Raw genomic sequence first — 19,166 nt, forward strand, 5'->3', positions numbered from 1 at the left:
AATGATAATTGTATGTTTACTCTAAAACGTGCTTAGGAGTAACAACACAAAGAAAAACACCTTCAAAAACTTTTATATCGTTAACGTTTACAAAAGCCTCCACAGTATATTTATGGTTATCTATTTTTTGGATTTTGGCATGCGAGGTCATAACATCTCCCAATTTTACTGGTTTTAAAAATTTAACCTCTGCCTTTGCAAGTACAACGTTTGGATGGTTTACCGCAAGCATAGATGTATAATCTGCTAACCCAAATATAAACCCACCGTGTATAAGCCCTTTTTCATCTGCTACCATGTTTTCTTTGGCTTCTAAGCTCACTACAGCGTAGCCTTCTCCAAGCTCAATAGGGGTGCCACAAAGACCTTGATTAATCTTTAAATGTGTGTTAATCATCATTTTATTAATTTATCTAAGTTGTCCTGGGATTGTATGATATTGCTAAATATAGTATATATTTTGGATATACTATCTTTTAATTGTTCTACCGATTGTAAAATCGTGCTCGATACAGCGCTTTGCTCTTCTAAAGCATTGGCTATTGAGCTCATCAACGCTTTTGTGCTCTCTGCATAGTCTATATTTTGTGCTGATGCATTTTTTATATCTTCGAAATACTCTACTAAATTCTTAAATATGTTTTCTAAATTGTATATCTTGTTGGATAGCTCTATTATAGCGTTTTTCAACATCATTGTCGTAGAGTTTATATCTTTTGAAAAATCTTCTGTTTTTTTAGCTAGCTTTCTTACTTCATCTGCTACTACGGAAAATCCTCTACCAGCTTCTCCAGCACGTGCCGCCTCTATGGATGCATTTAACGCTAATATAGTAGTTTGTTCTGCTATAGAATTTATATTTCTTGTAACTTTTACTATCTGCTCAGAGAATTTTGCTAGGTTTTCTGCTTCTTTTGCTAAGTTTTTAACATCTTTTGTATAAGATATAGCATTTTTTTGTTTTGTATCTATTTCTTCTTTTAAAGACATGGATTTATCTACCAACAACTCCATGGAAAATGTTACATCGTTGGCATTTTGGCTCATGCTTTGTATAGTTTGGCTTAGTTCTTCTATAGCGTTTTTAATACCTATTGATTTTTCTTTGCTGTCTTTTACGCGTTCTTCTACAATTTTTTTTGTATTTTTTACAAAAGATTCCATTAATATGTTTTTGTAAATCTTTTTAGAGAGGTTGTTTACGGTCTTTCTTAAAGCTTTGTTTTTATCAAAGACGATGTTCATAATACCCTCCGTCAATATATCTCGTTTATTATATCGAGTCCACATCTTAAGGATGAAAGCCAGTCTAAAAATTTGTTGGCATCTTCTTTTTTAAATATAGACCCATGTTGAGGTGCTATCATATCTATATCTCTTTTCTTTACCTCGCTAACCCATTTTCTGCAAGCTACGTTTCCATTCATATAACGTTTGTGAAATCCTTCCATGAGTGGAATGTGTTTTTGAAAATCTTCTACAAATACTTTTCTCCCACCCCTTGGAAATACCGCTGCTCCTATATCACCGCTAAAAAGTATCTTTGATCTTCTATCGTAAACAGTAAAGTTTCCTACGCTGTGAAGATAGTGAGCTGGTATAAACTCTAAAATATCTCCAGTTGGTAGAGTGTAAGTCATACCTCTATCTGGTATACCTTTTATTCTTCTTATATCTGTAACACCAAAATGAGGCACAAATCTCGTCCATAGGTTTGATATGTATACTTCTGCTGGTGTATTGGCAAGCCATAGAGCTATACCAGAAGATACATCGGGATCTTGGTGAGAGTAAAATATCATCTGTATATCGTTTATGTCTATATAGGTTGATGTGTTTGCTATAACTCTTGGAAATACGTACACACCCCCTGGATCCAGCAAAAATCCTTTTCCTCTATTTATTATAATGTATTGATTTACCTGAACAAACCCTTCTTCTTCCTCTTCTTCCCATCCAAGCCATATAAACTTGTGGTCTCCGTCATCATACAAAACTGCCCCATCCACTATAGATACATTCTCATTTGTAAGCATTTTTACCTCCTAAAATGTATAATTTTTATTTATTGTAATATATCAGAAGACAAAAATCAATGATTAATTATCGGTTAATTATCAAATTCAATCATATATTTTCTAAAGTACTTTGGAGCGTAGTGATTTTGCAACCTTGCGTTGGACCTTTCTCTTATTGCAACCGCTTCAAAAAATGTCTTCCATAGTTTTTGGTATGTATCTTTTTCTATATTTATCTCTTTGCCAAAAGCTTCTATACTAAGATGTTTTTTGTGGTAAACAGCTGCTTTTTTCCTTTTTACGTCGTGTATTACAAAGTTCTCCTCTTTATATCTTCTTTTGAAAAACTCTCCTAAGTAATCTAATACAAAGTGCTTTGGCTCAAACTTTGCGTATAAAATATTATCTACCTGATGAAACCTTAAAAAACCTATGTATTTGTGCCTTTCTCTATTTACCGATTTTCTATAATAAATGAGATTTCTTATAAAATCTTGATTTACATCCTTTAGGTGCTTATGCTCTAAGTAGAATAAAAAACTCCTGTATATATCAGAAAACGCTTTTTCTTCATCAAAACAAAAACAATCGTAAAAGAGTTCTATCGTCTCTTCGTCTAATATTTGTTTGAATTTTTTTAGTATATCGTCTTCTATTTCTACTTTTACAATTTTAAAAAGAGATGGTTTTTCGGCTTTTAAGAATATAGGATTTTTTATATCGTTTTTAAAAGCCCAATACAAGGCACTTAAAAAACCTTCAAAACTATCTTCGAATATTATATTTACCATAACCTTAGCTGAGTGTAAGAAGGTTTTGGGGAACTTTCTTTTATGATGGCTTTTCTTATATAATCTGGAGATAAACTATAACCTAAGTATTTTTTTGCTACTATAAAGTGCTTTGCCTTTTTAATAGATATTCCAAGCTTTATAAGGTCCATATATTCTAAGGTTTTGAATGCTCTTGCTTGTATTATTTTCATGGCATTTTTTCTACCGATGCCAGGCACTCTTATGAGCTCTTCGTAAGAGGCCTTGTTTACATCTATTGGGTATAGATGTATATTTTTAATGGCGTAAGCGGTTTTTGGGTCTAGCTCTAAGTCTAAGTTTGAATCTTTTTCAACAATCTCTTCATACTTAAAATCGTAAAATCTAAGAAGCCAATCAGCCTGGTAAAGTCTATGTTCTCTTAAAAGAGGTGTTTTATCTACTTTTATATGTTTTGTGTTTGGAATAGGTATATATGCTGAGTAATACATTCTTTTTAGTATCTTCTTTTCATAAAAATAAGAGGCAAGCCTTAAAATTTGATAATCTGGCTCGTTGGTAGCTCCCACTATAAGCTGTGTTGAAGTGCTTGCTACTGGCTTTTCGCTGTTATCTCTTAGATTTTTTACAAACATCAGAGGTTTTAAGACATTGTCTTTGTTTTTTTCTGGTGCTAAAAGCTTTAAACTCTTTTCTGTAGGAAGCTCTATATTTGAGCTAACCCTATCGGCTAGTTTAGAAGCTTCTTCTATGAGCTCTTTGGAAGCTCCTGGGATTAGTTTTAGATGTATATATCCGTTAAATTTATATTCTTCTCTTAAAATTTTTACGGTTTTTAACATGAGTTCCATTGTATGATCTGGGGATTTTGCTATACCAGAGCTTAAAAATAAGCCTTCTATATAGTTTCTTTTGTAAAAGTTTATAGTGATATCTGCTAGTTCTCTTGGTGTAAAAGAAGCTCTTTTTATATTGTTGGACGCTCTATTTATACAATATTCGCAGTCAAATATACATACGTTTGTAAAAAGCACCTTTAGAAGGGAGACGCATCTGCCATCGGATGTAAACGTATGGCATACTCCTGGAGCGTAGGAGTTTCCTATACCACCTTCTATAGTTTCTCTAACTCCTCCAGAGCTTGCACAAGATACGTCGTATTTAGCACCATCAGCTAAGATTTTGAGTTTTTCTTTAACATCCATACTTATAATATATTTTGTTGTATATGCTTTTAAAATGATTATTGTTTTGCTATTTTAAGAAGAAAATTTGGAATCTCATCTTTTTTAAGCACAAAATCTACACAACCGGTTTTTATCGCATTTTCTGGCATAGCCCATAGTATAGCTGTTTTTGGATCTTCCGCTACCGTGATACCGCCATTTTTCTTAACATCTACTATACCCCTAGATCCGTCGTCGCCCATGCCGGTCATTACTATACCGCAGGTGTTTTCCTTAAAAACCTTGGCACAAGAAGACAAAAGTGAATTGGCAGATGGTATATATATTATAGAATCATCTTTTACGTAGTTTACTATAGGCATACTATCGTTTCCAGTGATTTTCATATTTATCCTACCCCTTGATATATATACGGTGCCTGGTTTTAATACTTCATTTTCTTCTGCTTCTTTAACGTTTAGTTTACACTTTGAATTTAGATGCTCTGCGAAACTTTTTGTAAACGTATCAGGCATATGTATTGCTATAGTTATCGGATAAGGATAGTCTGAAGGCAATTTTGGCAATATTTCCCCAAGTGTTTGTGGGCCGCCTGTAGATATACCTATTGCTACCACACCTTTGCTTCCCAATTTTCTTATAGGTGGACTTGGTATCTGGGGCGGCGGTGTTTCTATCTTTTTTTCTTCTTTTAGAGCTTTCAACTTATCTGCTATGCTTTTTTTCTTTAAAATTGCATTTTCTATTTTTCTTAAAAGCTCATCTTTTACCTTGTAAAAATCTGCGTAATTTTTTGGCTTTGCTATAAAATCTAAAGCTCCAAGTTCTAGAGCTTTTATAGTTTCCTTCGCTCCTTGGGTAGTGTAAGCGCTTACCATTATTATTTGAGTTGATATATTTTCTTTTTTTATTCTTTCTAAGGTTTCCAAACCGTTCATTTTTGGCATTTCTACATCTAAAGTCACAAGGTCTATGTTTTGATTTTTTAAAATCTCTAAAGCTTCTATGCCATTACTAGCTTCATAGATGTTTTCTACAAGATTTGAAGACTCCAATATTTTCCTTATCGCCGCCCTTATAAAAAACGAATCGTCTACTATAAGTATGTTTGCCATATCAATCACCTCAAAAGATAAGCTAAATAAGCTAATCCAGTAATTATTCTATAATATCCAAAAATTTTAAGATTGTTGAAAGATATGAAGTTTAAGAAAGTTTTTACAGAAACAATTGCAAAAATAAGGGCTGTTATAAAGCTAATACTCATTGGTAATATATCTTGGTGATGAATTTGGCTATGGTCTTTAAGAAGTGAATAGAAACCAGCGCTAAGTATCGTTGGTATTGCTATTAGAAAAGAAAAATCAGCGGCGGTTTTTCTCTCAAAGCCTATAAGCATAGCGCCTATGATGGTAGCTCCAGAACGAGAAACACCAGGGATCAAGGCAAGAGCTTGAATAAAACCTACGGTTATTGCATCTTTTATGGTAACATCTTTTAAACTTGCGATTTTTGGCTTTTTGGATAAAGATTCTACTATTATGATAATAACACCACCAATAAATACCATGCTTGCGGTAATGAGTGGATTACCAAGAAGATAGTGTTTGATTGGTTTGTAAAATAAAAATCCTATGGCACCTGTTGGCACGAATCCAGCTATTATCTTAAGCCATATTTCTTTATCTATTATAAGCCTTTTTGAATAAAGTATTATTACTGCTATTACTGCTCCTATTTGCATAAATATTTCATATATTTTAAAGGCAGGGTTTTCTGTGTTTATACCAAGAAGCTTTCCCACCAGTGTAAGATGGCCAGCCGCCGATACTGGTAAAAATTCCAAAGCCCCTTCTACTATGCCAAGTATAATAGCGTGTATGATGGTCAAGGTTTTGCTCCTTTGCCGTTTGGTATAAATATAGATTGTACTCTTTTGCCAGTTACTATAGCTTTATCCAATTTTTTATAATATATAACTCTATCTCCTTGTACTACATCGCCTTTGTTTTCCAAGTAAGCATTACCAGTTACTATAATCTCATCTTGGAGAGCGTCGTATTCTATAACATCGCCTTTTATAAGCTTGTTAGGTTCAGTATAAACAGGGTTTCCTGTGGCTATTATTTTTTCTATTTTTTTGTTTTTGTCTAAAAATATTTTTAACTCTTGGCAAGTTAGTTTTCCATTGCCCCTTGTGGCCACTACGTTGCCGGTGTATGTGATTACATTGTTGTTGTAATCCATTTTGTTTGCTTCTATATATATAGGTTTGTTGTTGTTTGACGTATTTTTTACTGGTGTATTTTGTGTTGGTTTTTCTACTTTACTAAAAGCCAAAAACGACAACGTCAAACTTGATATCACAAAAACTACTTTTTTATTTACTTTATTTTTCATAGCTTTTAATATTATAAACTACAATATGAAGAGATGGCTTTAGATTTATATCAAAAGATTTCCCGTAGGAGCTAAATTTACCTTCTGAAATTATTATATCATCGTTGGCCCAAAAGTGTGAATTTCTCAAATCTATGTTTGTATATTGGGTATATATTTTGTCTTGGGCAGTTTTATCAGATTTTGAAAATACTACATCTTTTTTTAAATATCCAACGCCAGATGTTTTGTTTATAACACCTTCTTTTGCCGTAATTGTATAAGGATAGTTTGTAGCTTTTATGTTCTTTAACGTTATATTTTGTCCTTTTATTATCAATATATCGCCCTCAACATTCCATTGATCGTGGTCATTTGAGTATATGTGAATGTCTATTTTTTTTAACACCTGTGGAGAATTTATAAAATGATTGTTTGTATGTTCTTTTTCGTATATAAAAAAAGCCCCTATACTTAAAAATAAAACAACAATTAAAGATATTATAAGTTGCACAAAATAATTATATCAGAGATTACTCTGTGAATATTTGACCTTCTATAGGTTGTACATCTATACCTTTTTCTTGCATAAACTTCATAGCTTTTTCTATTTCTTCTATATCTCCATCTATTTCTATATTTAGTATAGCGCTATCTTGGGTGACCTTTGCCATCTTTATGTTTACTATGATGTTAAAGTTTTTGCATATGTTGCATATAATAGGTTCTTTAGCCACGCTTTCTGGATATATAAGCCTTAACCTTACAAAGTTCATACAGATATTATAACATGAAAAGCCAATTTTAATTTATAATAAATGCTATGGTTACAAAGTTTTTACTAAAATTGGCCCTAATAGGCGGAGACCCAGTGCTTTATCTTCTCATAGTTATGAGTATTTTCTCTGTGGCTGTTATGATAGAGAGGTTTTTAACTTACAGGTACATAAGTAAGAGGCTTGAGCTTTTCAAAGAATTAGAACTAAGAATAGCCCTTGACAGAAGACTTGGAATATTGGCCACATTCGGCAACAACGCCCCGTTTATAGGGCTTTTCGGCACAGTTTTAGGGGTTATAAAAGCTTTTAACGATTTGGGAAATTCTTCTCAATTTGGTGTAAAAGTGGTAATGGAAGGTATTTCTCAGGCTTTGGTGTCTACTGCAATGGGGCTTTTTGTGGCTATTCCTTCTGTTGTTGCTTATAATTATTTTGTAAGAAAGATGAAATACTTAGTCTTGCTACATGAAAGCAAAGGGAAAATCCATGAAAGAATTTGACCAAGATAAAGAGATATCCGAAATAAACATGACCCCTTTTGTGGATATTGTGCTTGTGATACTTATAATATTTATGGCTACCGCCACTTTTATGGTGGAAGGTAAAATTCCAGTAAATCTTCCAAAAGCTAAAACTTCAGAACGAACCACCGTATCTACAAAACCTGTAGTTGTGGCTATAAAAAAAGACGGTACAATACTAATAGATAATAAAGTTATAAGCGATAATTTAGAAAGTGCTTTATCAAAAGTGGCTAATAAAGATTCTACCATAGTGTTACAGGCTTCTAAGGATACACCTTTTCAAAATGTAGTAAGTGTAATAGATGCTTGCAGAGAGCTTGGTATAAATAAGTATATGATAGAAACAAAGAAAGAATGACACCACGTCTTAAAAGTCGCCAAAAAGAGTATTTTATTTTAGGTATTTTGATTTCTTTACTACTTCATATTTGGCTTTTAATAGCTTTTATCCATATGAAAACCAAAAAACCAAAGAAAAATAAGCCAATAGAGATAACACTAGTACAAAAAGGTGTACCAAACAAAGCTATAGTCCCGCCTGCTATACCAATGCCGCCATTCCCCACACGTAAACCCTCAAAGCCTCATCGCGTTTCAAAACCATCAATAAAACCATCAACTCGTAACCATGTTAATAGACCCTCTACTCAAAAGTACGAAGCGCTTCCTTCTCGTATTTTAAACTCTTTGCCAAAAAGTAGCTACAAACCCTATATTGAATCTGAATCAAAGTCAACAGCTTCTTCACCAGTACCATCTTCCAAACCAAACACAAAGACATCTTTACCTTCTACTCCCATAGCAAAAGAAGGACAAAAACACTACAATGCAAAGGCGAATCTAAATTTAAACATAAAACAATTTGTAAAGAAAGAAGAAAGCGTTTATCAATATCTTAGCTGGCTTATTAGGTATCTTAATAAACAGGCTAGAGAAAGAGATTTGTATCCTAAAGAAGCTAAAAAACTTGGTATAAAGGGTGAGGTGGTGGTACGGGTTACTATAAACAAAAATGGGACAATAGATATGTCTTCTTTAAGAGTTGTGCAATCAAGCGGTTACAAGATTTTGGACGAAAGTGCACCAAAAATTATATACGAACTTTCTCCTTTTAGAAAACCGCCAAAGAAGATAACAATTAATTTACCTGTGTATTTCTTAATAAACGGCTATTATTAATGGTTTATGTTGATCTTAGGATATAAAATCTCTACCTTTTTAACCCATCTAAGATTACCTTTGATAGATGTATCTATAACATTTTTTACCGACATGTCAACTACAGGACAATCAGAGCATCCACCTTCAAATTGGAGATAAACTACGTTGTCTTTTACGTCCACCAATTTCAAATTACCATGATGAGTATCTAAAGCTGGCCTTATCATCTGTAAAATTCTTTCTACTTCTTGAAGTTTGTCTTCCATAAACACACTCCTTTAAGAAGCTAAAGAAACTATCTTGTTCCAGACTTCATATTTTTCTTCTTCTGGCACCCGTGATATTCTAAATAGACCATGAACCGAAAGCTTGTCTCCCAACACATCTAAAACATCCTCTTCTATGAGCTTTTTAAGACCATAATCCATCAGTAAATTTCTACTTTCTGGTACCACTTCAAACAGCTCCATCAAAACCATATCCATACTTAACCTTGCGTTGTTCATAAGGCCTCCTCAGTCTTTAACTTTTTTTACAAAAGCGTGAAACTCGCCGTCTTCTTCATAAATTCCTAAAAACTCTTGACCAGTGGCTTTGCACCACGTTGGTACATCTTCTACTACGCCAGGATCATCTGCTATAAGCTCAATTACTTGTCCTATCCGCATCTGTTTCATTTGATTGCTTAACTCTGATATAGGTATAGGACAATAAGTACCGCAAACGTTATGCTCTACATCTGCCTTAATATCATCTAGCATAGCTTTCCGCTCCTATCTTAAGGGAATTTATTATATCATCTTCTAAAGGCTCTGCAATTTTTTTTATCATATTTTTATCTATTGATATGTTTACATATGTAGGTTTGTTGCCACAGTATCTTGCCATTATCCTTGCTATATAATCTATATCTTCTTCGTTTAAATCTTTTAATATGGCAATAGCTTTATTTTCTACATAAGCCCAGTCAAACCTATTTTTAAAACCACTTAGAAACCTCGTCTCGCCTTCGTTTCTTGAAATGATCATCTTAGTCCCATTTGGTAATCTTAGGTGTCTTCCTACTGTCATAAGACTTAAATCGTCCCAATTTAGAGATTTTTTAAAGCTTAACTCTTCTTTAAACTTTATTGCAAAGTGCTCATCGGTAAGGTAGCAGCATCCTCCAGATGGTTGCTCGTAATCTATGTTGTAGGTTTTTGCTAAATTTATCTGCTTTGTTCTTGAGCGTCCTGATATATCCCACATTAGTTCTCTTTTTATTAGACCTTTTTCTTCTGGTATTGTTTCTGGCAAAAGCTTAGCAGACAAGGGTCTTACTATTAGGCCTTTAAGACCTGATTCTTTTTCTATTATAAAAAGTTTATCTTTTGTTTGAGACATTGGTCTTTGTCCCAGTACTTCGCCGGTGGCTATAAAATCATAATTTTCTTTTTCCATTATTTCTTTTAATTTTAAAAGCATAAAAATTCTACAATCAAGACATGGATTAATATTTTTGCCGTAGCCAAATTTTGGGTTTAAAATTACATTTATATACTCTTGAGAGATATCTATTATTTCTATAGGTAATTCTAAATCTGCAGCCGCTTTTAAAGCTGGGTTTTGAGGTATTTTGCCATCTTTGTTGGGAATACCCAATCTTCTTTTATGCTCTGTTATACAAAAACCAGTGTAGAAATGAATAAGCTTTACTTCTATACCTTGAATTTTACTAATATTCACTGCGGCGAGCTGACTGTCCAGCCCACCAGAAAATAGAACAAGCGCTTTTGGTTTATGACTCATCTTATGTGGTTAAGAAACCAAACTCTTGACTTTCTTCTTCCTCTGACTCTTCAAAACATGTCGGTATAGCGTTTGCCTCTTCTAATCTTCCTTGTTTTGTAAGATAATCTCTTATAGCTACGTGAAGTGTTTCAAGACCTAAATTTGTACAGTGTATTTTTTGGGGTGGCAACCCACCAAGTTGGTCAAATATATCTTTGTATGTAAGATTTAGAGCATAGTTTATGTCTTTTCCTTTTATCATTTCGGTAAGCATAGAAGAAACAGCTATGGCAGAACCGCATCCAAAGGTTTTAAACCTCACATCTTCTATAACATTGTTTTGTGGATTTACCTTTATGGTAAAAAGCATTGCGTCTCCGCAAGCTGGGTTTCCACATTGGCCTACGCCGTTGGCATCTTCCAAAACTCCTACGTTTCTTGGGTTAAGGAAGTGATCCAAAACTATATCACTATATTCAAACATAAATGCAACCTCCTTTAAGCTGATAATATTGAATGTATGAGTAAATTTTAAATTAGTTATGACTGCGCTCAACTTTTTATGACTATATGTCATTTAAAACAATTTTGCTATTATCTTTTGATTGTTCTATATACCCTACAACAAAAGAATCTTTTATAGTGTTCAAAGCAACCTCTTTATCTTTTTCTTCGATAATAATCATAAACCCTACTCCCATATTAAAAGTTTTGTACATTTCTTCTTTTTTTATGTTTCCAAGCTTTTGAAACCATAAAAATAAATCCGGTACCGGATAAGCTGATATCACGGCTCTTAAACCATATGGTATAACCCTCGTTATGTTTCCCGGTATTCCACCGCCTGTTATATGAGCCATAGCTTTTATCTTTATTTTGTTTTTAAGCTCCAAAACATCTTTTACGTATATCCTTGTAGGTGTTAGTAATATTTCCCAAAGTTCTTTTCCAAACTCTTTTATATAATCATTGTATTTAATATTGTGCTTTTCTAATATATATCTTACAAGGGAAAAACCGTTGCTGTGAAATCCAGAAGATGGTATAGCAATTATAATATCATTCTCTTTTACATCTTGCCCTGTAACAATCTCATCTTTTTTACAAATACCTATGCAAAAACCAGCTAAATCGTATTCACCGTCTTTGTAGAAAGAAGGCATTTCCGCAGTTTCTCCACCCACAAGAGGTGTATTTGCTTCTTCGCAACCTGTTATAATGCCTTCTATCAGCGGGTTTATTGTAGACCCTTCAATCATGCCTATGGCTATATAATCTAAAAATGCTATTGGCTTTGAGCCAGTGGTAATTATATCGTTTACGTTCATTGCTACTAAGTCTATGCCTACTGTGTTGTGTATATTTACGTTTTGGGCTATTTTTAGCTTTGTGCCAACCCCGTCTGTGGTGGATGTAATTACCAAATCGCAATCTTCTACCAAAAAACCTGCCGCAAAAGCCCCAAAGGGTAATGCTTGTTTTAGGTTTTTGTTAAGATTGTTAAGTCTTTCTTTTAAAAAGCCTACAAAACGATCTGCTTTTTCTATATCAACACCTGCTTCTTTGTAAGTGCTCATACTTTCACATCGCTCCCTTTTAGATAAAATTCTTCTATGATTGTGTATATAGGCCCTACGCTTGTTAGTGAGCTTTTAACAAGAGCTATTTTTGTAATTTCTTCTTCTAAAAAGAACATATCTTTGTGTTTTCTCATAAATGGATATATTTTGTTTGAAATTATTTCGCTTATTCTACATATGCTTACGTGCGGATAAAAAGGTTTTGATTCTAGTTCTATACCGCTTTTAGCATTTGCTTTTATTATTTTGTTTGCCAAAATCTTTAAACTATTTGCTCCTTTGGATATACCTATCCAAAGAATACGTGGCTTGCTAGTGTTTGGGAAAGCCCCAACACCAGTATAAGCTACTGTGAAAGGTGAAAAGTTTTTTGATATTTCTTCTAAATTATAAAGAAGATTTATCCTTTTTGACTCTTCCACATTACCTATAAACTGCAAAGTAATATGGAGATTTTGAGGTTCTACCCATTTACCTAATATTTCATTGGAAATTTCGGTTTTTAGCCTATTTACGTGCTCTTCTAATTTTTTTGTGGTAAAAATCCCTACAAAAAATCTCATTGTTCTTTCTTTTTTCCTAAAAACCAAATCCCAAAGCCTATGCTTATGGCTATTAAGGTTACAAACATTGCAAAGTATTGAGATTTTGTATAGCTGTAAAACCTATAAAACGTGTCAAGGCAAAATACGTAAAAAAGATAGTACCCATAGGCTACAATGATATAAGATAAACCTTTCCATAGATATTTCAATACGTCTTTTGTTTCCATATAGTATATTATACAGAAATTTTGTTGCAGAACGGCTCTTAATTTATTATAATACTTATCTATGGTAAATGTTGCTATTGTTGGTGCTACTGGCGAAGTAGGAAGAACGTTTTTAAAGGTTTTGGAAGAAAGGAACTTTCCCGTCAAAGAACTTAGGCTTTTTGCATCTTCAAAGTCAGAAGGCAGAACAATGACTTTTAAGGGCCACGAGTATAAGATGGAGGCTCTCGAAAAACAAACGTCTTTTAAAGGTATAGATATAGCGCTTTTTTCTGCTGGTTCCTCGGTTAGCAAAGAATGGGCTCCTAAGTTTGCTCAAGATGGTGTTGTGGTGATAGATAATTCTTCAGCTTGGAGAATGGACGATGATGTGCCATTGGTAGTGCCAGAGGTAAATAAAGAAGATATAAAAAAACATAAAGGTATAATAGCAAATCCAAACTGCTCTACCATTCAAATGCTTGTGGCTATAAAACCCATATACGATGAGTTTGGTATATCAAAGATTATAGTATCTACTTATCAAGCGGTATCAGGAGCTGGGGCTAAAGCTATAGAAGAGCTAAAAATCCAGGCAGAAAATTGGTGCCAGAAAAAAAGGATAGAACCAAATCATGTTTTGCCAAAGCGAATAGCTTTTAACGTGATACCTCAGATAGATGTATTTTTAGAGGACGGATACACCAAAGAAGAAACAAAGATGTTAAACGAAACAAGAAAGATGCTTCACGACAACGATATAAGAGTATCTGCCACCACCGTGAGAGTACCTGTGTTTTATGGACACTCAGAAGCCATAAGCTTAGAACTAAAAAAAGAACTTGATATTCAAAGAGTAAGAGAGCTTTTAAGAAAAGCCCCAGGTGTAATCCTCATGGATGAGCCGAAGGATGGTGTGTATCCAATACCAATAGTGGTAGAAGGAAGAGATGAGGTATTTGTAGGAAGGATAAGAAAAGATAGGGCTTTTGACAACGGTTTATCTATGTGGGTAGTGGCAGACAACATAAGAAAAGGTGCTGCCACAAATGCAATCCAAATAGCGGAGGTGCTTTATGAAAGTAGATGAATATTTAAAGGCTGGTCTTAAAAATGAAGTTTCAGAAAGTTTAGAAGGTTTGATGTCTGGGCTTTGTAAAGAGGGTTGTCATCGTCTTGAGCTTTTCATAAAAAAAGAAAACGATGCTATAGTAGATTGTAAGTTTAAAGCTACAAAACGCTGTAAAAAACTCTTAGCGGTCTCAGATTTCTTATGCGAAGAGCTAAAAGGTAAAACATCTATAGACAAAAATGCCTTAAAACAAAAAGCCTTAGAGTATTTTAAGGAAGAAAAGGAAAAAGACAAGGTAGAAAATCGTATAGATATATTTTTAAGCGCTTTGGATGAAGCCCTTGGCAAAGCCTAATGTTCTTGTAAGCGCTTGTTTTTTTGAGGCTTGTAGATACAACGGCGCTTATATATCCGATGCTTTTGTTAAAAGCCTATCAAACTTTGTAAACACAGTCAAAGTATGCCCAGAAGTGGAGATAGGGCTTGGCATACCAAGAGACCCTATTTTAATACAAAAAGAAGATGATCATCTAAAACTTATCCAGCCTTCCACAGGGCTTGATTTAACCGAAAAGATGACAAACTTTTCAAAAAACTTTGTTAAAAACCTAAACATAGACGGGGCTATACTAAAATCAAAATCTCCCTCTTGCGGGGTTTACAGTGCAAAGTATTTTCATAAGAACGCTCAAAGCCTTGGCAAAGGCCCAGGGTTTTTTGCAAAAGAACTTCTTGATGCTTTTGAAGATTATCCTATAGAAGAAGAAAAAAGGCTTTTGGATGATGGTATAAGGTATGATTTTCTTACAAAAATATTTGCTATAGCAGACTTAAGAGAAAACTTTGAACATATGAAAGATTATTCTGAGCTTATAGAATTTCATACAAGGTATAAGTTTATGCTGATGTATTACAATCAAAATATTATGAGATTTTTAGGTAGATTTGTGGCGTCTTCTAAAAATGAAGATTTTAACAGCGTAAAAGATACATATAAAAAGCAGTTTTTAAAAGCCCTAAACTCCAAAAGAAAAAGATTAAACCATATAAATGTTATGGAACATATCTTTGGTTATTTTTCAAGAAAGCTAAACAACGCCGAAAGAAGGCATTTTATGGAAGTGCTTAAACTTTTTAAAGAAGATAAAATAGATATTTTTGTACCTCTTTACATGCTAAAATCTTTTGCTATTAGATTTGGCGATGAGTATATATTAAAACAAACTTATCTAGAACCATTTCTAAAGGAGCTTATATGATGTTTCTTCTTTTAAAAGCGTTTCACATTATGTCTATAATTTTATGGGTTGGTGCTTCTTCGTCTTTGGGACTTTTTACAATAGTGGCTTACGAAAAAGGTATAAACTGCGATTACGATTATATGTGGAGATTTTATAAAAAGCTTGTAAACTTAGAGCTTTTTGCCTTTTTTTTGGTGATATTTTTTGGCATAGGTATGTATTCTATGCTTGGATTTAAACCAATCCCTTGGCTTATGATGAAACTTCCCATAGTTTTTGGTTTTTTCTTACCAATGGAAGCCCTAAACGTATATTTTATACATGTAAAAAACGATATAAAAACCTACGGAAAGTTTATAAAGATAGTAAGCCCGTTCTTGATAATAGCTGGTATATGTGTGATACTTCTGGCAGTTATAAGACCCTCTTGAGGAGTATATATGAAACAACTAATAAAAGAAATTGTTCAAAAAACCATCAAAAATTTGTACGATGTTGAGATAGAACCCCAGATACAGCTTCCAAAAGAAGAATCTTACGGAAATTTTGCCTCAAATATAGCTTTTATACTCTCAAAAGCCCTAAAACAAAAACCTCAGGATATAGCAATAACTATCGCAGATAACCTAAAAAATCTCCCTCATTTTGAAAAAGTAGAAGCGCTAAATGGCTTTGTAAATATGAAACTATCAAGCGTTTTTTACGAGGGACTTTTGTTTGAGTTTTTAGAAAATCCTATAAACTATATAAAAGATGATGCCATTTTTGAGGCTTTTGGTATAAAAAAAGAAGATAAGATAAATTTAGAGTATGTGAGTGCAAATCCCACAGGACCCCTTCATCTTGGACACGGAAGAGGAGCCGTAATAGGAGATGTGCTTTATAGGCTGTTTAGATTTTTTGATATAAAAGTTGATAGAGAATACTACATAAACGATGCAGGCAATCAGGTAAACTTACTGGCAAAAAGTGTAATGCATTATATAAACCAGGATTTATACCCATTTCCAGAAGATGGCTACAAAGGAGATTATATAAAAGATATAGCAGAGGCGTTTTTAAAAGAGCATAACAAAAGCAATATAAACCTCGAAATAAACCTAGAAAGAGTCAAGGATTTTGCAATATCAAAGATGATGGAAGATATAAAGAATACGTTGAAGCTTTTAAATGTAGAGTTTGATATATATTTTAGTGAAAAGACCCTAAAAGATAAGGTAGAAAAAGTTTTAGAGCTTTTAAAAGAGAAAAATCTTATAGAAGAAAAAGAAGGGGCTATTTGGTTTAAATCAAAAGATGAAGACAAAGATAGAGTGCTAAGAAAAAGCGATGGGTCTTATACATACTTTGCTTCTGATATAGCTTATCATCTTGACAAATACCAAAGAGGATACAAAAAAGCTATAGACCTATGGGGAGCAGATCATCATGGATATATACCACGTTTAAAAGCAGCTTTGGAAGCTCTTGATATACCACAAGATTGGCTTAGTGTGGAGCTTTTCCAAATCGTAAAGCTTTTTGAAAACGGTCAAGAAGTAAGGATGTCAAAACGCACCGGCAAGATGCTAAAGCTAATAGATGTAATAGAGGACATAGGAGCAGATAATCTAAGGTTTATGTTCTTAACCAAAAAAGCCGATACACCCCTTGATATAGATATAAATTTAGTAAAAGCCCAAAACTCTGAAAACCCAGTGTTTTATGTGCAATACGCCTATGCAAGGACAATGGGTATAAAAAGACAACTAAAAGAGCCCTTTGTATTTGGCTTTTACAAGGATAAATATACATACGAAGAAGAGGAATTAGATCTTATAAAACGAATTCTTTCTTCAAAGGACGTGCTTTTTGAAGGAGTTATCAAAAAAGACCCAAGCCTCGTGGTAAAGTTATCCCTTGATATAGCTAAAAGCTTTCACAAATTTTACAACACCCATAAAGTAATCACTTCAGATGAAATCACCACAAAAAAACGTATATCCTTAGTTTATGCCACTCAAAAGATATTTGATATTATATTTGATATTTTAAGCATAAAAGCCCCAGAGATGATGTAAAAACAAAAGGTCGTAAAGCCCTTTGCCTACCAAATTAGTACCATTGTTTTCGTTGACTAGTACAGAATCCATTTGTCTTACAGCCAAGTTGCATATATATTATTTTTTGTAGTAAAGAGATTGGAGGGTTTAGCTATGCTAATGCACATATACGGTCCAGAGGGACCATATCCAGCAATGAATTATGTAGCCAAAGAGTTTAACAAATATCAAAATAAGTGCAGGGCCGTAGTAAAAGCTGGCCCCTTACCGGTTTGGGAAAAAGAGGCTTTGAAAAATGGAGATATTATTTACAGTGGTTCAGAAGATATGATGGAAGATTTTCTAAGAAAATTACCCAATATAGATAAATCTAGTATAAAACCAGTTTACTATAGGCCTTCTGCTATCATATATAGAGATATAACGATAAAAAGCTTTAAAGATTTGGCTAAACCTGGTGTAAAAATACTTGTGGTAAACGGTGCTGGTCAAGTGGGGCTTTGGGAGGATATGGCGATGAAGTATGGAAATTTTGAGCTTTTAAAAGCTATAGAAAAAAATATATCTCACATATCTTACAACTCCAAAGATGCGTTGGAATATTGGAATACCCACAAAAATGTAAACGCTTTTATCATATACAACATATGGGCTATAGCCAATCATATAAAAGATTACTATATACCAAAGCGCCATGTGATATATAGAGATATGGATACATCCCTTACCTACAAAGGCGATAAAAACCCTTGTGCTAAAGAATTTTACAATTATGTAATCGAGGCAAAGCAAGCTTTTAAATATTTTGATTGGAGTTATTAGAGGAAAAGTTAACTCAATTTTAGCAAGTGTACAATAGGTGCTATAGTAAATGTGGGACTTCTATATCTAGGTGCTAAGCTGGGTATGATACAGGTAAAGGTGGTCTTTTAAAATTTTTAGAAAAAATCCTTCACATTTAACTTATACCTTGGGGCATGGTTATCTTAGCTATGTTTCTCCCAGAGTAGCTCTGCTTCCAAATATTTTATGCCTGTTTCCTTGATAGCTTTTATCTTCAGTTAATCTTATTTTTACCTTGATTTTTACTATATAAGTGTTGAAGTGTATAAATTGTCACCATTTTTTATTTAAAAATAATTTTCCTCATATTTATGTTAATATAATTACCATTATGTTAACAAATGAAAGCTTTCATATCTTGATATCAAGAAAATTTGACATCAATGATATAAAATGATATATTAATATTATCAAAATATTGGAGGTAAGTCAAATGGGTGATATCAAAATGAAGGCAAGCGAGTATGCGGCAATGATGTCAGTGTCATTAAATACTGTCAAAAATAGGATAAAAGCTGGAATACTAAATGGTGCCAAAGAAGAAGATGGTATATGGTATGTATATTTGACATCAGACGAATATGAAAATCTGCAAAACAGCAAAGAAAAATCTCAAGAAAGAGAACAGGCTATCTCAGACTCTATAGAAAAATTGAAAGCCCTTCCAGATGGCGCTCTTATAGCCACGTATATCAATATTCAAAGATATGCCGAGTTTCAAAAGCAAGAGCTTATGCAAGAGCTTTCTAGCTTGTATGCTTTGCTGGCTGTAAAAGAGAAAGAGATAGAGTTTTTATCAAAGGATTTAGACCGTTATAAAAGCAAAATAGAAGAGCTTAAAGAAGAAAACTTATCGTTATCTGAAAAGCTAAAAAACCTAAGCAAAGAGTTAGAAGATTGTAAAAAAGAGTACAAAGATCTAGACAACAAATATCAAAGAGCAGACATAGATATGAAAAAAATAATCCTTGATAAAGAAAAAGAGATACTTGAGAAAGAGCGGGAGATAGAAGAGTTAAAGAGGAAACTATCTATGCTATAAGCTT

Annotated in this window: 28 protein-coding genes; 10 read left to right on the forward strand and 18 right to left on the reverse strand. The window is 33.4% G+C overall.

The genetic code is table 11. From position 1 onward, the window contains the following. Window positions 1–16 precede the first annotated feature (16 nt). From HY04AAS1_RS01970 to HY04AAS1_RS02015, 10 genes are all read right to left on the reverse strand, one after another. Entirely contained in the window at window positions 17–397 is a 381-nt protein-coding gene (locus tag HY04AAS1_RS01970) for a PaaI family thioesterase (RefSeq protein ID WP_041307982.1), read from the reverse strand. After that, entirely contained in the window at window positions 397–1,245 is an 849-nt protein-coding gene (locus tag HY04AAS1_RS01975) for a methyl-accepting chemotaxis protein (RefSeq protein ID WP_012513436.1), read from the reverse strand. The genes HY04AAS1_RS01970 and HY04AAS1_RS01975 overlap by 1 nt, the downstream gene beginning before the upstream one ends. A gap of 11 nt (window positions 1,246–1,256) precedes the next feature. Then, a complete protein-coding gene (locus tag HY04AAS1_RS01980) occupies window positions 1,257–2,036 on the reverse strand; it encodes an MBL fold metallo-hydrolase (RefSeq protein ID WP_012513437.1) in 780 nt (259 codons plus the stop codon). A 74-nt stretch (window positions 2,037–2,110) separates the two neighbouring features. Beyond that, a complete protein-coding gene (locus tag HY04AAS1_RS01985) occupies window positions 2,111–2,809 on the reverse strand; it encodes a TIGR03915 family putative DNA repair protein (RefSeq protein ID WP_012513438.1) in 699 nt (232 codons plus the stop codon). Beyond that, entirely contained in the window at window positions 2,803–3,996 is a 1,194-nt protein-coding gene (locus tag HY04AAS1_RS01990) for a putative DNA modification/repair radical SAM protein (protein ID WP_012513439.1), read from the reverse strand. The genes HY04AAS1_RS01985 and HY04AAS1_RS01990 overlap by 7 nt, the downstream gene beginning before the upstream one ends. Window positions 3,997–4,034: 38 nt before the next feature. Further along, window positions 4,035–5,093 carry a chemotaxis-specific protein-glutamate methyltransferase CheB gene (cheB, locus tag HY04AAS1_RS01995; RefSeq protein ID WP_012513440.1) on the reverse strand — a complete coding sequence of 353 codons (1,059 nt, stop codon included), beginning with the start codon at window positions 5,091–5,093 and terminating at the stop codon, window positions 4,035–4,037. A gap of 5 nt (window positions 5,094–5,098) precedes the next feature. Continuing rightward, window positions 5,099–5,869: an undecaprenyl-diphosphatase UppP gene (gene uppP / locus HY04AAS1_RS02000; RefSeq protein ID WP_012513441.1), complete on the reverse strand. Its 771-nt coding sequence runs from the start codon at window positions 5,867–5,869 to the stop codon at window positions 5,099–5,101. Next, the gene (gene lptA, locus HY04AAS1_RS02005) at window positions 5,866–6,378 is read right to left on the reverse strand and encodes a lipopolysaccharide transport periplasmic protein LptA (RefSeq protein ID WP_012513442.1); all 513 of its coding nucleotides are present in this window, start codon (window positions 6,376–6,378) and stop codon (window positions 5,866–5,868) included. The genes uppP and lptA overlap by 4 nt, the downstream gene beginning before the upstream one ends. After that, a complete protein-coding gene (gene lptC / locus HY04AAS1_RS02010) occupies window positions 6,368–6,871 on the reverse strand; it encodes an LPS export ABC transporter periplasmic protein LptC (protein WP_012513443.1) in 504 nt (167 codons plus the stop codon). Before lptC ends, lptA begins: the two co-directional genes overlap by 11 nt. 19 nt (window positions 6,872–6,890) lie before the next feature. Continuing rightward, window positions 6,891–7,133, reverse strand: coding sequence for an NIL domain-containing protein (locus HY04AAS1_RS02015; RefSeq protein WP_012513444.1), 243 nt, complete (start codon window positions 7,131–7,133; stop codon window positions 6,891–6,893). A gap of 47 nt (window positions 7,134–7,180) precedes the next feature. On the opposite strand from HY04AAS1_RS02015, the gene HY04AAS1_RS02020 reads away from it, so the two are divergent. The 3 genes from HY04AAS1_RS02020 to HY04AAS1_RS02030 all read left to right on the forward strand — a co-directional run bounded on the left by HY04AAS1_RS02020 (window position 7,181) and on the right by HY04AAS1_RS02030 (window position 8,839). After that, window positions 7,181–7,636, forward strand: coding sequence for a MotA/TolQ/ExbB proton channel family protein (locus HY04AAS1_RS02020; protein WP_012513445.1), 456 nt, complete (start codon window positions 7,181–7,183; stop codon window positions 7,634–7,636). Beyond that, entirely contained in the window at window positions 7,623–8,018 is a 396-nt protein-coding gene (locus HY04AAS1_RS02025; RefSeq protein ID WP_012513446.1) for a biopolymer transporter ExbD, read from the forward strand. The genes HY04AAS1_RS02020 and HY04AAS1_RS02025 overlap by 14 nt, the downstream gene beginning before the upstream one ends. 95 nt (window positions 8,019–8,113) lie before the next feature. After that, complete coding sequence (locus tag HY04AAS1_RS02030) at window positions 8,114–8,839, forward strand: TonB family protein (protein ID WP_337954082.1); 726 nt, start codon at window positions 8,114–8,116, stop codon at window positions 8,837–8,839. On the opposite strand, the gene HY04AAS1_RS02035 is transcribed toward HY04AAS1_RS02030, so the two are convergent. The 8 genes from HY04AAS1_RS02035 to HY04AAS1_RS02070 all read right to left on the reverse strand — a co-directional run bounded on the left by HY04AAS1_RS02035 (window position 8,836) and on the right by HY04AAS1_RS02070 (window position 12,943). Continuing rightward, on the reverse strand, window positions 8,836–9,087 hold the full coding sequence (locus HY04AAS1_RS02035) for a NifU family protein (protein ID WP_012513448.1): 252 nt from the start codon (window positions 9,085–9,087) through the stop codon (window positions 8,836–8,838). The genes HY04AAS1_RS02030 and HY04AAS1_RS02035 overlap by 4 nt on opposite strands. A 12-nt stretch (window positions 9,088–9,099) precedes the next feature. Continuing rightward, entirely contained in the window at window positions 9,100–9,327 is a 228-nt protein-coding gene (locus HY04AAS1_RS02040) for a hypothetical protein (RefSeq protein ID WP_012513449.1), read from the reverse strand. A gap of 9 nt (window positions 9,328–9,336) precedes the next feature. Next, on the reverse strand, window positions 9,337–9,582 hold the full coding sequence (locus tag HY04AAS1_RS02045) for a sulfurtransferase TusA family protein (RefSeq protein WP_012513450.1): 246 nt from the start codon (window positions 9,580–9,582) through the stop codon (window positions 9,337–9,339). Beyond that, the gene (locus HY04AAS1_RS02050; RefSeq protein ID WP_012513451.1) at window positions 9,572–10,609 is read right to left on the reverse strand and encodes a hypothetical protein; all 1,038 of its coding nucleotides are present in this window, start codon (window positions 10,607–10,609) and stop codon (window positions 9,572–9,574) included. Before HY04AAS1_RS02050 ends, HY04AAS1_RS02045 begins: the two co-directional genes overlap by 11 nt. Before the next feature lies 1 nt (window position 10,610). Continuing rightward, window positions 10,611–11,075, reverse strand: coding sequence for an iron-sulfur cluster assembly scaffold protein (locus HY04AAS1_RS02055; RefSeq protein ID WP_012513452.1), 465 nt, complete (start codon window positions 11,073–11,075; stop codon window positions 10,611–10,613). Window positions 11,076–11,157: 82 nt separating this feature from the next. Beyond that, window positions 11,158–12,168 carry a phosphoribosylformylglycinamidine cyclo-ligase gene (purM, locus tag HY04AAS1_RS02060; protein ID WP_012513453.1) on the reverse strand — a complete coding sequence of 337 codons (1,011 nt, stop codon included), beginning with the start codon at window positions 12,166–12,168 and terminating at the stop codon, window positions 11,158–11,160. After that, window positions 12,165–12,734, reverse strand: coding sequence for an RNA 2',3'-cyclic phosphodiesterase (gene thpR / locus HY04AAS1_RS02065; RefSeq protein WP_012513454.1), 570 nt, complete (start codon window positions 12,732–12,734; stop codon window positions 12,165–12,167). Before thpR ends, purM begins: the two co-directional genes overlap by 4 nt. Then, complete coding sequence (locus HY04AAS1_RS02070; protein WP_012513455.1) at window positions 12,731–12,943, reverse strand: hypothetical protein; 213 nt, start codon at window positions 12,941–12,943, stop codon at window positions 12,731–12,733. Before HY04AAS1_RS02070 ends, thpR begins: the two co-directional genes overlap by 4 nt. Before the next feature lie 61 nt (window positions 12,944–13,004). Between HY04AAS1_RS02070 and asd the strand changes: the two genes are divergently transcribed. From asd to HY04AAS1_RS02105, 7 genes are all read left to right on the forward strand, one after another. Then, on the forward strand, window positions 13,005–14,012 hold the full coding sequence (gene asd, locus HY04AAS1_RS02075; RefSeq protein ID WP_012513456.1) for an aspartate-semialdehyde dehydrogenase: 1,008 nt from the start codon (window positions 13,005–13,007) through the stop codon (window positions 14,010–14,012). Next, window positions 13,999–14,349 (forward strand): iron-sulfur cluster assembly scaffold protein, encoded by a 351-nt coding sequence (locus HY04AAS1_RS02080; protein WP_012513457.1) that lies wholly within the window; start codon window positions 13,999–14,001, stop codon window positions 14,347–14,349. The genes asd and HY04AAS1_RS02080 overlap by 14 nt, the downstream gene beginning before the upstream one ends. Further along, window positions 14,327–15,253 (forward strand): DUF523 and DUF1722 domain-containing protein, encoded by a 927-nt coding sequence (locus HY04AAS1_RS02085; RefSeq protein ID WP_012513458.1) that lies wholly within the window; start codon window positions 14,327–14,329, stop codon window positions 15,251–15,253. The genes HY04AAS1_RS02080 and HY04AAS1_RS02085 overlap by 23 nt, the downstream gene beginning before the upstream one ends. Then, window positions 15,250–15,666: a hypothetical protein gene (locus HY04AAS1_RS02090; protein WP_012513459.1), complete on the forward strand. Its 417-nt coding sequence runs from the start codon at window positions 15,250–15,252 to the stop codon at window positions 15,664–15,666. Before HY04AAS1_RS02085 ends, HY04AAS1_RS02090 begins: the two co-directional genes overlap by 4 nt. A gap of 9 nt (window positions 15,667–15,675) precedes the next feature. Continuing rightward, entirely contained in the window at window positions 15,676–17,295 is a 1,620-nt protein-coding gene (gene argS / locus HY04AAS1_RS02095) for an arginine--tRNA ligase (protein ID WP_012513460.1), read from the forward strand. A 135-nt stretch (window positions 17,296–17,430) separates the two neighbouring features. Further along, on the forward strand, window positions 17,431–18,099 hold the full coding sequence (locus HY04AAS1_RS02100) for a substrate-binding domain-containing protein (RefSeq protein WP_337954083.1): 669 nt from the start codon (window positions 17,431–17,433) through the stop codon (window positions 18,097–18,099). A gap of 454 nt (window positions 18,100–18,553) precedes the next feature. Next, a complete protein-coding gene (locus HY04AAS1_RS02105) occupies window positions 18,554–19,162 on the forward strand; it encodes a hypothetical protein (protein ID WP_012513462.1) in 609 nt (202 codons plus the stop codon). Window positions 19,163–19,166: the final 4 nt, after the last annotated feature.

Source organism: Hydrogenobaculum sp. Y04AAS1, assembly GCF_000020785.1.
GTDB lineage: Bacteria > Aquificota > Aquificia > Aquificales > Aquificaceae > Hydrogenobaculum.

Coding starts and splice junctions, on each gene's coding strand:
- HY04AAS1_RS01970 (WP_041307982.1), bottom strand. CDS start 397: ATGATTAACACACATTTAAAGATTAATCAAGGTCTTTGTGGCACCCCT.
- HY04AAS1_RS01975 (WP_012513436.1), bottom strand. CDS start 1,245: ATGAACATCGTCTTTGATAAAAACAAAGCTTTAAGAAAGACCGTAAAC.
- HY04AAS1_RS01980 (WP_012513437.1), bottom strand. CDS start 2,036: ATGCTTACAAATGAGAATGTATCTATAGTGGATGGGGCAGTTTTGTAT.
- HY04AAS1_RS01985 (WP_012513438.1), bottom strand. CDS start 2,809: ATGGTAAATATAATATTCGAAGATAGTTTTGAAGGTTTTTTAAGTGCC.
- HY04AAS1_RS01990 (WP_012513439.1), bottom strand. CDS start 3,996: ATGGATGTTAAAGAAAAACTCAAAATCTTAGCTGATGGTGCTAAATAC.
- cheB (WP_012513440.1), bottom strand. CDS start 5,093: ATGGCAAACATACTTATAGTAGACGATTCGTTTTTTATAAGGGCGGCG.
- lptA (WP_012513442.1), bottom strand. CDS start 6,378: ATGAAAAATAAAGTAAATAAAAAAGTAGTTTTTGTGATATCAAGTTTG.
- HY04AAS1_RS02015 (WP_012513444.1), bottom strand. CDS start 7,133: ATGAACTTTGTAAGGTTAAGGCTTATATATCCAGAAAGCGTGGCTAAA.
- HY04AAS1_RS02020 (WP_012513445.1), top strand. CDS start 7,181: ATGGTTACAAAGTTTTTACTAAAATTGGCCCTAATAGGCGGAGACCCA.
- HY04AAS1_RS02025 (WP_012513446.1), top strand. CDS start 7,623: ATGAAAGAATTTGACCAAGATAAAGAGATATCCGAAATAAACATGACC.
- HY04AAS1_RS02030 (WP_337954082.1), top strand. CDS start 8,114: ATGAAAACCAAAAAACCAAAGAAAAATAAGCCAATAGAGATAACACTA.
- HY04AAS1_RS02035 (WP_012513448.1), bottom strand. CDS start 9,087: ATGGAAGACAAACTTCAAGAAGTAGAAAGAATTTTACAGATGATAAGG.
- HY04AAS1_RS02040 (WP_012513449.1), bottom strand. CDS start 9,327: ATGAACAACGCAAGGTTAAGTATGGATATGGTTTTGATGGAGCTGTTT.
- HY04AAS1_RS02045 (WP_012513450.1), bottom strand. CDS start 9,582: ATGCTAGATGATATTAAGGCAGATGTAGAGCATAACGTTTGCGGTACT.
- HY04AAS1_RS02050 (WP_012513451.1), bottom strand. CDS start 10,609: ATGAGTCATAAACCAAAAGCGCTTGTTCTATTTTCTGGTGGGCTGGAC.
- HY04AAS1_RS02055 (WP_012513452.1), bottom strand. CDS start 11,075: ATGTTTGAATATAGTGATATAGTTTTGGATCACTTCCTTAACCCAAGA.
- purM (WP_012513453.1), bottom strand. CDS start 12,168: ATGAGCACTTACAAAGAAGCAGGTGTTGATATAGAAAAAGCAGATCGT.
- thpR (WP_012513454.1), bottom strand. CDS start 12,734: ATGAGATTTTTTGTAGGGATTTTTACCACAAAAAAATTAGAAGAGCAC.
- HY04AAS1_RS02070 (WP_012513455.1), bottom strand. CDS start 12,943: ATGGAAACAAAAGACGTATTGAAATATCTATGGAAAGGTTTATCTTAT.
- asd (WP_012513456.1), top strand. CDS start 13,005: ATGGTAAATGTTGCTATTGTTGGTGCTACTGGCGAAGTAGGAAGAACG.
- HY04AAS1_RS02080 (WP_012513457.1), top strand. CDS start 13,999: ATGAAAGTAGATGAATATTTAAAGGCTGGTCTTAAAAATGAAGTTTCA.
- HY04AAS1_RS02085 (WP_012513458.1), top strand. CDS start 14,327: ATGAAGCCCTTGGCAAAGCCTAATGTTCTTGTAAGCGCTTGTTTTTTT.
- HY04AAS1_RS02090 (WP_012513459.1), top strand. CDS start 15,250: ATGATGTTTCTTCTTTTAAAAGCGTTTCACATTATGTCTATAATTTTA.
- argS (WP_012513460.1), top strand. CDS start 15,676: ATGAAACAACTAATAAAAGAAATTGTTCAAAAAACCATCAAAAATTTG.
- HY04AAS1_RS02100 (WP_337954083.1), top strand. CDS start 17,431: ATGCTAATGCACATATACGGTCCAGAGGGACCATATCCAGCAATGAAT.
- HY04AAS1_RS02105 (WP_012513462.1), top strand. CDS start 18,554: ATGGGTGATATCAAAATGAAGGCAAGCGAGTATGCGGCAATGATGTCA.